Genomic DNA, 12,073 nt, shown 5'->3' with positions numbered 1-12,073 from the left:
GCTTGTCCCGAGGATCTAATCACCGCTCCACACGAGCGGAGTTGGCGTTTCGAAATAGATTGAATTTAAGCAGATTTTTCGTCCGAGACGCTGGTCGCGTTGATACGTGCTTAGAGGGACAAGCAAAAAGCCCCTCCCCTACAATAACCCCAGTTCCGCCAGTTCGGCGCGCAGATCTTCGGGCATATCGCCGCCGCCATCGCCGAAGTCGAGATCGCGGGGCGCATCCTCGGGTTTGAGGTAGCGCCAGCCCTGGAACGGCTTGCGCGGCACCGGAACCGTGTCGATCACCTGCGGCGCGAGGACGAGGTCGCAGCGCTGGATGCCCTGATTGTCGGTGTGGTTGGCGATGTCGAGCAGCATCTGGCGGGCGCGGATCTGGCCGTTGATGACCCAGTAGAGCGATCCGCCCTCAAGCAGTTCGTCGCGACGCTTGGGCGTCATCCGCGTGGTGTGGATGCTGTGCGGCTCCTGGCCGAGCGCGATCGCGGCCATCGCGCGGCGCGACACCCATTCGCGCAGATCGTCAATGCCGGTGGCGCCGACGCAGAGTTTGAGGAGATTGAGGCTCATGCCCTCATCAAACGCCGGGGCGCCGCGCAGTCAAGGGCGAATTTCGGCCCGCCTCAGCAATCCACCACATTGACGGCAAGCCCGCCGGTGGAGGTTTCCTTGTATTTCTCGTGCATGTCGCGGCCGGTCTGGCGCATGGTCTCGATGCAATTGTCGAGCGGCACGAAATGGCTGCCATCGCCCTTCAGCGCCAGCGAGGCGGCGGTGACCGCCTTGACCGCGCCGAGCGCATTGCGCTCGATGCAGGGCACCTGAACGAGCCCCGCGATCGGGTCGCAGGTCATGCCGAGATGGTGTTCGAGCGCGATTTCGGCGGCGTTTTCCACCTGTTCGGGCGTGCCGCCCATGGCGGCGGCGAGCCCCGCGGCGGCCATGGCCGAGGCCGAGCCGACCTCGCCCTGACAGCCGACCTCGGCGCCGGAGATCGAGGCATTGGTCTTGATGATGCCGCCGATCGCGGCCGCGGTCAGCAGGAAGTCGCGGATCGCGGCCGTGCCCATCGGTTTCTGGAACTCGCGGAAATAGCGCAGCGTCGCCGGCACCACGCCGGCCGCGCCATTGGTCGGCGCGGTCACGACACGGCCGCCGGCGGCGTTTTCCTCGTTGACGGCCATGGCGAACATCGACAGCCAGTCATTGGCCATCATCGGGTCGAACTGGTTGGAAAGCCGCGCCTCGGACAACTTCTCGTATAGCTTGCCCGCGCGCCGTTTGACCCTGAGCCCGCCGGGCAGTTCGCCCTCGCCCTTCAGCCCGCGATCGATGCAGCCATCCATCGCCTGCCACAGCGAATCGAGCCCGGCATCCAGCTCGCCGCGCGGCATGCGCGCCTCCTCATTGGCGCGTTTCATGGCGGCGATACTGAGGCCGGACCGGCTGGCCATCTCCAGCATTTCCCTGGCGGTGCGGAACGGGAACGGCGTGTTCTCGTCGGTCTTCTCGGCCGCGGGAAAGGCCTTCTGTTCCTTCCAGGCCGCAAGCTCGGTATCGGTGAGCACGAAGCCGCCGCCGATCGAATAATAGACCTGGCGCAACAGCACATTGCCATCCGCGTTGAGCGCGTAGAACGCCATGCCGTTGGCATGACCCGGCAGCGCCTCCTTGCGGTCAAAGATCACATCCTCGTCGCAATCGAAGTGGTAGGCGGGGTGGCCGGGCGGTTCGACCGCGCCCTTTTTGCGGATCGCGTCGAGAATAGAGTCCATGTCATCCAGATCGACGCTATCCGCCCGCTCGCCGGCAAGGCCGAGAATCACGGCGCGGTCGCTCGCATGGCCGACGCCGGTATAGGCGAGCGAACCGTGCAGGCTCACCCTCAGCCGTGAAACGACCGTTCCGGCAGGGCGCGGCCAGTCGTTTGAGGCGAGCAAATCAAGGAACCGGTTGGCCGCCGACATCGGCCCCATCGTGTGGGAGCTCGACGGGCCGATCCCGATCTTGAAGACTTCGAATACCGACAGAAACAATCCGCCACCTCCACGCACTTCTTCATCCGACGCTTTAAGCCATCCTCATCGAAAACGGCACCATCGCGCAGGCTCTGGACCGACATGATGCGCATGCGTCCACGACATAGGGGAAATATGGCAGGAAAGAAGCGGAAATGAAAACAACGGCGGCCCGGTTGGGCAGCGCCGTTGTTTTCTTCAAATTCCGGGCTGATCAAACAGCGACGATAAGATAGGCAAGTCCGAGAATAGCACCAAAGCCGATGACAGCCCTGAGGGTCACACCCCAACAGGATTTGTGTGCGGTATCTTCCATGATTACTCCGATTGACATTACCCGGCACGCCCTTGGGAGAATGCGTGCGGATGGTTATCGCTTTATTAAACTGTCACAGAAACTTCAATGGGGGTCCGACGGAAAAATTCGAAAATGTCCGCTTGCAAAGGCAAGGGACAGCGGACAAAACGGTAGCGTCGTGAAGGAAATGCCGTGCATCGTCAACAGGCTGCCCGCATTTCTTTCATACGCGACCGCACTCTGATATTTATTTTCACGGGGCGATCCGGAAAGCGCGGGCAGAAGGTTCATGACGACAGTCGATCTATTGGCGCTTCTTTTCTTTCTCGGCTGCTGGTTCCTGTTCGACAGCATCGTTGTCGGCCGTTTCCGCCTCGTTTCCCGCCGCAGCCTCACAGAGGTGATGTCGATCCACCGCAAGCGCTGGATGCTGAACGCGCTGACGCGCGACCTCAAGATCATCGATACCCAGATCATGGCCGGGCTGCAGAATGGCACGGCATTCTTCGCCTCGACCTCGATCTTCGCGATCGGCGGCTGTTTCGCGCTGATGGGAGAAGCCGACACCGCGCAATCGCTGTTTCAGGACCTGCCGCTGCTGACGCCGAGCACGCGCGCGGCGTTCGAGATGAAGGCCGGCGGACTTGCCGCGATCTTCGGCTACTCCTTCTTCAAGTTCGGCTGGTCCTACCGGCTGTTCAACTACAACACCATCCTGTTCGGCAGCCTGCCGATGATGGCGGAGACGGAGCGCGACAGAGAGAAGGCCGAACGGCTGGCAGAGCGGATCGCGGAGATCAACATCATTGCCGCGCGCCATTTCAATACCGGCCTGCGCGCCATCTTCCTGTCGATCGGCTATCTGGGCTGGTTTCTCGGCCCCTACGCCTTCATCGCCACCACCGCCTTCGTGTTCATGATCCTGATGCGGCGGCAGTATTTTTCGGATGCGCGGAAAACCGTCATAGCCGCCCTTGAGGGCGCGGAGGAAAAGCCTTGAGCGAGATCACAGTTCAACGACGGCGGATCCATGCCATCGACGCCGCGCGCGGGATCGCGCTCATTGCGATGGCGATCTACCACTTCACCTGGGACCTCGACTTTTTCGGCTATGTCCGATCCGGGCTCGCGACCACTGGCGGCTGGGCGATCTTTGCCCACCTGATCGCCGGCAGTTTCCTGTTCGTGGCCGGCTACAGCCTGTGGATGGCGCAGGGCGGCGGTATCCGGATGGCATCGTTCCTGAAACGCCTCGGAATACTGATGCTGGCCTCGCTGGCGATCTCCATCGTCTCGTGGTTCACGACGCCGGACGCGGTGATCTATTTCGGAATCCTGCACAATATCGCGGTCGCATCGATCATCGGCCTGTTTTTCCTGCGCGTCCCCGCGCTTGTGACGCTGGTCGTCGCTGTCGTTGCGCTTATCCTGCCGCATTATGTCAGTTTCGATGCGCTCGACCCGCGCTGGCTCGCCTGGATCGGCATGGCGGCGCATCCGCCTTCGTCCAATGATTACGTGCCGCTATTTCCCTGGATCGGTGCGTTTCTGGCGGGTCTGGCGGTCTCGAAGCTCTCGCTCGACTGGCTGAAGCGCCAGAAGCAGGTGCCGAAGAACGAAAACATTCTCACCTTTTTCGGCCGCCACAGCCTGGTGTTCTACCTGCTGCACCAGCCGATCCTGTTCGGCCTCGTCTATGCCGCGACGCTGGTGCTCCCGCCCGATCCCTCGCCCGCCTACATCTCCAGTTGCCAGGCGAGCTGCGAGCGCACCGATGACGCTGCCTTCTGCGCGTCCTACTGCGCCTGCACGCTCGATACGCTCAAGGAGGAAGGCCTGCTCGGTCCGCTGATGCGCAACCAGACCACGGAGCAGGACGCCGTCGCGCTCGGTCGCATTTCGATGATGTGCAGCAGCCGCTGACCAGATATCGATTGTGGGGAATTCAGGTGCCGACGCCGATTTCGGCGAGCCGTCCGAGGCAGTTTTCCTCGGCGAGATCGAGTTCGTTCATCATCTCGTCGATGTCGCGGCGCTTCTGGCGCATCGCTTCGCGCCAGGCCTTGATCGATTCCATCGTCCGCTTGAGCTCTTTTGTTTCGCTGGGAAGGCCATGGAACAGGGCGAGCACGTCCTTGATCTCGGAAAGCGAAAGACCGATACGGCGGCTGCGGAGGATTTCCTTGAGCATCAGCCGCTCGCCCTCGCTGTAAAGCCTCGTTCGACCCCGGCGTTCGGGCTGCAGCAGGCCCTCATCCTCATAGAAGCGGAGCGTTCGTGTCGAAACTCCAAACTCGCGCGTCAATTCCGAAATCGAATAATGCCTTCTCTGCACGTTCCCGCCCCATACGATATTATTTAAGCACTTTAGAATGTAAGTGCTGACATAACTAAATATTAAACCACCAGGTCGCAATTCCCAAAAATGAGAAAAAACCGATCACATCTGTGGTGGTGGTCACAAAAACCGACGATGATATGGCGGGGTCGGCGCCGGCCCGGTCGAGAAGCAGCGGAATGAGGATGCCGGCCATGGCGGCCGCGAACATGTTAATGATCATAGCGGCGGCCACGACCCCGCCAAGCTGGGGATTGTCGAACCAATAGCCGGCGGCAAGCGCGATCAGGATCGCGAAGGCGAGCCCGTTGAAAAGGCCGACGCCGGCCTCCCTTCGGATGATCCGGGCCGCATTGTAGATATCGAGGTCGCGGGTGGCGAGCGCGCGCACCGTTACCGTCATCGTCTGGGTGCCGGCATTGCCGCCCATGGAGGCGACCACCGGCATCAGCACCGCGAGCGCGATCATCTGGCCGATCGATTCGTCGAACAGGCCGATTACGCTCGCCGACATGAATGCGGTGCACATATTGATCAGCAACCAGCCGAAACGCGAGCGCACCGCGCGCATGATATTATCCGAGAGTTCCTCGTCGCCGACGCCGCCGAGGCGCTTGATATCCTCGTCGGCCTCCTCGTGGATCACGTCAACGACGTCATCGATGGTCAGCACGCCGACGAGACGGTCATTGCTGTCGACAACGGCGGCGGAGAGAAGGTCGTACTGCTCAAACACCTGCGCCGCCTCTTCCTGGTCCAGCTCGGCGGCGATCGGGTGGTTGGTATCGTGCATGATCGCTTCGATCTTGACCTGGCGCTTGGTGCGCAGGATCTGGTCGAGATAGACGGCGCCCAGGAGGCGGAATGTCGGATCGACCACGAAAATCTGCGAGAAACTGTCGGGCAGTTCCTCATCCTCGCGCATGTAGTCGATCGTCTGGCCGACGGTCCAGAACGGCGGGACGGCCACGAATTCGGTCTGCATGCGCCGGCCGGCGGAGCTTTCGGGATAGTCGAGCGAGCGGGCGAAGCGGATCCGCTCGGTAAAGGGCAGCTTGGAGAGGATCTCCTCCCGCTCCTCGTCGGCGAGGTCTTCCAGAATGTAGACGGCGTCGTCGGAATCGAGCGCGGTCAGCGCGGTGGCGAACTGTTCGGGGGGCAGCGATTCGATGATGTTGAGACGGATCGCCTCATCGACCTCGGTCAACGCCGTGAGGTCGAAATCCTCGCCCAGAAGCCGCACCAGTTCCGGACGGTTCTCATGGGATAGCGCTTCGATGACGTCGCCCGTCTCGGATTCGTGACGGCCCGCGATCTGCTCGCGCAGAAAATCGACGTCGCCTTCTTCGATCGCCTGTTCGACGCGGGCGATGAACTCGGCGCTGACGGCGCCTTCCTCATTGTAGATTTCCAGGAGCGCGTCGCGCGGCGGTTCGTTCTGACCCGGCAATACTTCGTCCAGATGGCTCATTTTTTGATGACCTTTCTGTCTGCAACGCTGCCCCGCAGATGCGGTTCCCCCGGCGCCCATCTCTTAGTGGGTTTCGCGGGCAAATGGAATCGCCGTCTGACAACCTTTTGATGACACGGTTGTGAAATCCGAGAACGATGGACGCTTTGCGGAAAGAAACGAAGCGATGCCGGCGGATGAACGGCCGGTTGGCGCAGCCGGTGATGCAACGCCGCGATAGCTGGCTCGCCCTCCCCTTCATCGCCGATTAACCGAGGCGGCGCTTCACCTCCGGCAAAGGGCGAACGCGTTTGACTAAGGGCCGACGCGCTCCTATCAAAGTGGGGGTCAAAAAAAACGCACGATCGGAGCGCAAGCTCTGCACAGGCAACGGGACATTGCCGGGGCAGAGCGGGGAAGTCCAGCCTCCGAATCGGGCAGGTGCGCAGCAGGGGATTTGCGATGCGTTATGGTGCCGGGTCTCTTCAGCGGGCGAACCGATGGAGAGGCTGAGCAATGTGAGGAATGCCCACAATCACGGACGGACAACCCGGCTGCTGACGGCACTCACAATACTGTTTTTCGTAACGCTCGCGATCGGCACCTATGCGGGCGGCGTATTTGTGCGCGAATCGATAAAGGAGGAACGCCGCCTTCTGGCGGAGGGACGGCTGAGCACGTTCGGCAAGGCGCTGCGGAGCATCTTCGAGGTTTCGATCGAGGGCGGCAAGACGCTGACGACGGCGCTGGGCAGCGGCAACGACATATCCCATTTCGAGAGCGCGACGAAATCCTATCTGGCAACCGCGCCCTGGACCCAGGCGGTCATACTGCAACAGCCGGACCAGTCCCCGCTGGTGCTTCCGCAATCCGCCAGGGAGGCCGTGTTCGCGCTGCCGCTGCCGCCGAAGGAGAATACGACCCAGCAGTTTTTCGGCCCCTACACGCTGCCGGATGGCCAGAAGGGGCTTATCTATCGAATCAATGCAGGTGACGATGTCATCGAACTCGTGATCGGCTTCAGGTCCGTTCTCGAAGCGGTCGGCCTCTTGGAACTTGCCCAGTCGACGCAGTTTTCCGTTGAGATCGATGGCGCGGGCAAGGCTCAGGCGATTGCCGGTAACGCCAATCTCAACCCGGAAGATACCGTCAACTTCTCCACCCAGATCGGCAATGCCAAATGGACGATCCGCGTCCTGCCCGATCCGCTGGACCAGGGACCGCACAACTGGAGCCGGATATTCCTGCTGTTTGCCGGCATTGTCGTGCTGGCATTCCTCACCCCGCTGATCGCCCTGATCATCCTTCTCAGGGCGCGATTGCGCGACAACCGCCATATCGACGAAAGCATGGCGGCGATCGACAACCTGTCGCGCCAGCTCTATGTCGCGCTCAACGCCTCGAATATCGGGCTGTGGGAACACGACCTCGATTCGGGAGAACAGATCTGGGACGACCAGATCCTGAAACTCTACGGGATCGAGGGTCAGGGACGTATCCACACATTCGAGGAATGGCGCAGCTTCCTGCATCCCGATGACCGCGCGCGGATGAAGCGGTTCAAGTGGCGGGAAACCGGAGACACCAGCTTCCGGCAGGAATATCGTATCGTGACGCCGGACGGCACAGAGAAGACCATCCGCTCCGCCGGCAATTCATTCCGCGATGCGGCCGGACGACGAAAATATGTCGGCGTGAACTGGGATGTCTCCGCCGACAAGGCGCAGCAGAAGGCGCTGACGGACGCCAAGGCGCGCGCGGAAGCGCAGAACGCCGAACTGGAAAACGCCCGGCTGCAGATGGAAAAATTCGCGCTCGAGGATCCGCTCACCGGCGTCGCGAACCGGCGGCATTTCGAGAAGAAGCTCGAAGCCGCGCAAACCGGCGGAACGCTGCGCAAGGGCACCAAGCTCGTGCTCATCGACCTCGACGGCTTCAAGACGCTCAACGACACGATGGGCCATGTCTTCGGCGACGACGTGCTGCGTCTCGCGGCGAAAGTCTTCACTGAAAAGCTCGGCCCCGACGATTTTCTGGCGCGTACCGGCGGCGATGAGTTCGTTGTTCTGATGCCGCCGCAAAGCGACGTTGACGCCTTTACAGACGAACTCGCCAGAGCCTTCTCACGGCCGGTCGAGATCGACGGAAACACCTGCCGGGTGGGCATCAGCATCGGTATCGCCGTTGCCGACGCCGAGCCGATTTCCGCCAGCGAACTTCTGGTGAAGGCCGACCTCGCGCTCTATGAGGCCAAGAACCGCGGACGGGGCCGCACCGTCCACTTTACCCAGGACCTGATGGCGCAGACCTTCGAAATGAAGCGCCTTGCGGACGATCTCCAGGAGGGGCTGGAACGCGGCGAGATCACCGCCTTCTACCAGCCGATCCTCGACAGCAGAACGTCGGCCGTCATCGGCGTCGAGGCGCTGGCGCGCTGGCGGCATCCGCAGCGGGGCATGATGGAGCCCAAGACCTTCATCGATGTCGCCGAAAAACACAGCCTGCTGCACAGGATCGACGAGATCGTGTTCGCCAGAACGCTCGGCGTGCTCAGCCGCTGCGAGGCCGAGGATATTGCCGCGCCGACGCTTTCCGTCAATGTTTCCGCGCCGCGCCTGCAGGACACATCCCTTTTGCGACAACTCAGGGACGCCAAACTACCGCCGGGAAAATTCCACTTCGAACTGCTGGAATCGATCCCGTTCGATGACAGCGACAACGCCCTTCTGAAGATCGTCAATGCGGTCCGCGACATCGGCATCGGCATCGATCTCGATGATTTCGGCTCAGGCTATGCATCGCTGGTGGGGCTGACCCAGGTTCGGCCGGACCGGCTGAAAATTGCCGGTCAACTGATCGAGCCGATCATACGCTCGCCGGAAAGCCTATTGATCGTCGAGACGATCGCCAAGATCGCGGAATCCTTTGAAATCCAGGTGATCTGCGAGGGTGTCCTGTCCGCCGAGCACCGGGACAAGCTTGATGCGATCGGCTGTCATTTCCAGCAGGGCTATTTCTTCGCTCGACCAATGGACGAGGACCAGATCGTTCGCTATCTCGCCCAGCGCCTGCAATAGAGCCTTTCCGCATTTCACGGAAACGCGGAAAGGCTCTATCTCTTTGTTTTTACGCAATTCCGGACGGCGAACCGGTATCCACTTCACCTGGAATTGCTATAGCGGCGTGCCCTTGCCCACGGCGGAAGCTCTCGATTCCCTTTTCTTGACAGGTATGCGCCCTGCGCATGGCTTCCATGTCAATATGTCACTCCCCAACCGCGTCGACGCGCGCTATATAGATATCAACAGCGCGATCGAGAGACCAAATGGTCGAAACGGTCCCTGGCCCGGAAACGGGTTACATATTCGAAGCAGCGTGCTCCTCCTCCCATACGCGCTTCGATGGGTTGACGACACTCCTCCTCCCAGTCGTCAGCCAACGCAAATGACGCTCACCGGATCCTCCTCCCCCGGTGGGCGTTATTTTTTTGCCTAGCTCTCCCGTCTCCCAACGAATATGTCCCGCAGCATGGCATTCAGGCTCCTCAACGCGCGCTGATTCTCGGGCGTTCGGAAGTGGTCGTCCACCGCATTTCATCCGCCTCAAAATTAGCCACGACAACCTGAGTGCACTCGCGATGTGCAACATCACGCACAAATGCATGGCAGTTGCATAAAACTTGCACAACTTTTCCTTCCAAAAACGGGTATATGGACCTCACATAAGAAATCCGGAGCAAGAAGCTCCATCGCGTATCACGAGGAAACACCCATGAACCCGTTCGACCTGACCATGAAATGGTTCTCCTACCGCCGCACCCGCGCCCAGCTGCGCAACCTTTCGGCTGAAGAACTCAAGGATATCGGCCTTCTCCCGTCCGATATCGACCGCGTTTCGGCGCGCGCCTTTCGCTAAGCGACAGGCATAAATGACCTGACCAGCGGCGCCTTCGGGCGCCGTTTGCATTTACGGCAGGCGGTGGGAATGCTTGCCATTGGCGGGCGAGTGATTATGTTTGGCCGGATTTCAAACCGGAACGCCCTTATGACCGACTTCCCGCGCTTTACCGCCCTTGCCCGGAACCTGCCCACGACCGTGCCCTTTGTGGGACCCGAAGCGCTGGAGCGCACCCGGAACTACCCGATCAACGCCCGGCTCGGCGCCAATGAAAGCGGCTTCGGCCCTGCTTCCACGGTGTTGGCGGCGATCCGCGAGGCGGCGGGCGAGATCTGGAAATATTCCGACCCCGAACATCTGTCGCTGCGCCAGGCGCTGGCCACCCATCTCGGCTGCGGCAGCGAAAACATCGTGATCGGCGAAGGGGTCGACGGGCTGCTGGGCATGGCCGTGCGGCTGACGGTCGAGCCCGGCACAACCGTGGTCACCTCGCTCGGCGGCTACCCGACCTTCAACTACCATGTCGACGGCTATGGCGGGCGGCGCATCAACGTGCCCTATGCCGGCAACCACGAGGGTCTCGACGGACTTCTCGAGGCCGTGAAGGCGGAAGACGCCACCATGGTCTATTTCGCCAACCCCGATAATCCCATGGGCAGTTTCTGGCACGCCGACGACGTGATCCGCTTCGCCGACGCGCTGCCGGAAACCTGCATGCTGGTGCTGGACGAGGCCTATTGCGAATGCGGGCCGGCCGAGGCCTTTCCCGAAATTTCCCGCTTCATCGACCGGCCGAATATACTGCGCTTCCGCACCTTTTCCAAGGCCTATGGGCTCGCCGGCGCGCGCGTCGGCTATGCGATCGGCGCGCCGCAGACGATCCGCGCCTTCGACAAGATCCGCAACCATTTCGGCATGCCGCGCCTCAGCCTCGTGGCGGCGGAGGCCGCGCTTGCCGATCAGGCCTATCTGCAGGCCGTCGTCGGCCGCATCATCGCCTCGCGCGAGGAAATCGCCGGGATTGCCCGCGACAACGGGCTTGCCCCCCTGCCCTCGGCAACGAATTTCGTGGCGGTCGATTGCGGCCGGGACGGCGCCTATGCGCGCGCCATCGCCGATGCGCTGGGCGCGCGCGGCGTGTTCATCCGCATGCCGGGCGTCGCCCCGCTCAACCGCTGCATCCGCATCTCCACCGGCCCGCACCGCGACATGCAGCTTCTGGCCGAAGAACTGCCGATCGTGCTGGAAGCGCTCGGCTGAAGCCGGGCGCCCCGGCCTGCTCCGGAGGCCTATCGCGCCTTCTGGCCGAACAGCACGGATTGCGCGTCCTTGTCGGTCGCGAGGTTCATCTTTTCCCGCTCGGACTGACCGACGGCGATGCCGGCCTTGACGGCGGGGCGGGCCATGACGGCTTCGTACCAGCGCTTGAGATGGGGGAAATCGTTGAGGTCCTGGCCCTGGCCCTCATGGGACCGGACCCAGCCGATCGACGCCATGTCGGCAATCGAATAGTCGCCGCCGAGATACTCGACCTCCGCAAGCCGCGTGTTCATGACGCCATAAAGACGGTTGACCTCATTGGTATAGCGGTTGATGCCGTATTCGATCTTTTCCGGCGCGTATCTGCGGAAATGATGGGCCTGGCCCGCCATCGGCCCGAGGCCGCCGACCTGCCAGAACAGCCACTCCTCGACCGCTACGCGTTCGCGCTCGGTCTCGGGATAGAATTTTTTGAACTTGCGGCCGAGATATTGCAGGATCGCGCCCGACTCGAACACCGAGAGCGGACCGCCTCCGGGCCCGTCCGGATCGACGATCGCCGGCATCCGGTTGTTGGGCGATATCTCCAGGAATTCAGGCTTGAACTGGTCGCCCTTGCCGATGTTCACATAATTCACATTGTAGGGAACGCCGGCTTCCTCGAGATAGATGGTGATCTTGTAGCCGTTGGGCGTGGGCCAGTAATAAAGTTCAATCGGCGTGGTCATGAAAATCATCCTCTTCGTGTCGTAAAACACCGTCCCAGACGATATAGATCGATATCGAGCCGATAAAAGGCCGATGGGCTT

General features: G+C 61.5%; 10 protein-coding genes. 5 read left to right on the top strand and 5 right to left on the bottom strand.

Annotation, left to right across the window (positions count from 1 at the left end; genetic code table 11):
• Positions 1 to 138: 138 nt before the first annotated feature.
• Together B4E36_RS17695 and B4E36_RS17690 are read right to left on the bottom strand one after the other, a co-directional pair.
• Positions 139 to 573, bottom strand: a complete 435-nt coding sequence (locus tag B4E36_RS17695; RefSeq protein ID WP_292054481.1) for a DUF1489 family protein — start codon at positions 571 to 573, stop codon at positions 139 to 141.
• A gap of 53 nt (positions 574 to 626) precedes the next feature.
• Positions 627 to 2,039, bottom strand: a complete 1,413-nt coding sequence (locus B4E36_RS17690) for an L-serine ammonia-lyase (RefSeq protein WP_292054483.1) — start codon at positions 2,037 to 2,039, stop codon at positions 627 to 629.
• 569 nt (positions 2,040 to 2,608) lie between these two features.
• Here B4E36_RS17690 and B4E36_RS17685 point away from each other — a divergent pair.
• On the top strand, positions 2,609 to 3,319 hold the full coding sequence (locus B4E36_RS17685) for a DUF599 domain-containing protein (protein ID WP_026173789.1): 711 nt from the start codon (positions 2,609 to 2,611) through the stop codon (positions 3,317 to 3,319).
• Complete coding sequence (locus B4E36_RS17680) at positions 3,316 to 4,242, top strand: DUF1624 domain-containing protein (RefSeq protein ID WP_292054487.1); 927 nt, start codon at positions 3,316 to 3,318, stop codon at positions 4,240 to 4,242. The genes B4E36_RS17685 and B4E36_RS17680 overlap by 4 nt, the downstream gene beginning before the upstream one ends.
• Positions 4,243 to 4,264: 22 nt before the next feature.
• Here the strand turns inward: B4E36_RS17680 and B4E36_RS17675 are convergent, their stop codons facing one another.
• Together B4E36_RS17675 and mgtE are read right to left on the bottom strand one after the other, a co-directional pair.
• Entirely contained in the window at positions 4,265 to 4,654 is a 390-nt protein-coding gene (locus B4E36_RS17675) for a MerR family transcriptional regulator (RefSeq protein ID WP_033410834.1), read from the bottom strand.
• 55 nt (positions 4,655 to 4,709) lie between these two features.
• Positions 4,710 to 6,128 carry a magnesium transporter gene (mgtE, locus tag B4E36_RS17670; RefSeq protein ID WP_292054490.1) on the bottom strand — a complete coding sequence of 473 codons (1,419 nt, stop codon included), beginning with the start codon at positions 6,126 to 6,128 and terminating at the stop codon, positions 4,710 to 4,712.
• 479 nt (positions 6,129 to 6,607) lie between these two features.
• On the opposite strand from mgtE, the gene B4E36_RS17665 reads away from it, so the two are divergent.
• The 3 genes from B4E36_RS17665 (at position 6,608) to B4E36_RS17655 (ending at position 11,264) form a co-directional block, all read left to right on the top strand.
• Positions 6,608 to 9,184 carry a putative bifunctional diguanylate cyclase/phosphodiesterase gene (locus B4E36_RS17665; RefSeq protein ID WP_292054493.1) on the top strand — a complete coding sequence of 859 codons (2,577 nt, stop codon included), beginning with the start codon at positions 6,608 to 6,610 and terminating at the stop codon, positions 9,182 to 9,184.
• A gap of 694 nt (positions 9,185 to 9,878) precedes the next feature.
• Positions 9,879 to 10,022, top strand: coding sequence for a DUF1127 domain-containing protein (locus tag B4E36_RS17660; RefSeq protein WP_018066572.1), 144 nt, complete (start codon positions 9,879 to 9,881; stop codon positions 10,020 to 10,022).
• Between the two features lie 129 nt (positions 10,023 to 10,151).
• Positions 10,152 to 11,264, top strand: coding sequence for a pyridoxal phosphate-dependent aminotransferase (locus B4E36_RS17655; protein WP_292054498.1), 1,113 nt, complete (start codon positions 10,152 to 10,154; stop codon positions 11,262 to 11,264).
• A 29-nt stretch (positions 11,265 to 11,293) separates the two neighbouring features.
• On the opposite strand, the gene B4E36_RS17650 is transcribed toward B4E36_RS17655, so the two are convergent.
• On the bottom strand, positions 11,294 to 11,992 hold the full coding sequence (locus tag B4E36_RS17650) for a glutathione S-transferase N-terminal domain-containing protein (RefSeq protein ID WP_292054499.1): 699 nt from the start codon (positions 11,990 to 11,992) through the stop codon (positions 11,294 to 11,296).
• Positions 11,993 to 12,073: the final 81 nt, after the last annotated feature.

This window comes from Martelella sp. UBA3392, from assembly GCF_002358775.1.
Lineage (GTDB): Bacteria > Pseudomonadota > Alphaproteobacteria > Rhizobiales > Rhizobiaceae > Martelella > Martelella mediterranea.
This window is presented reverse-complemented; position numbering and strand designations above follow the sequence as displayed.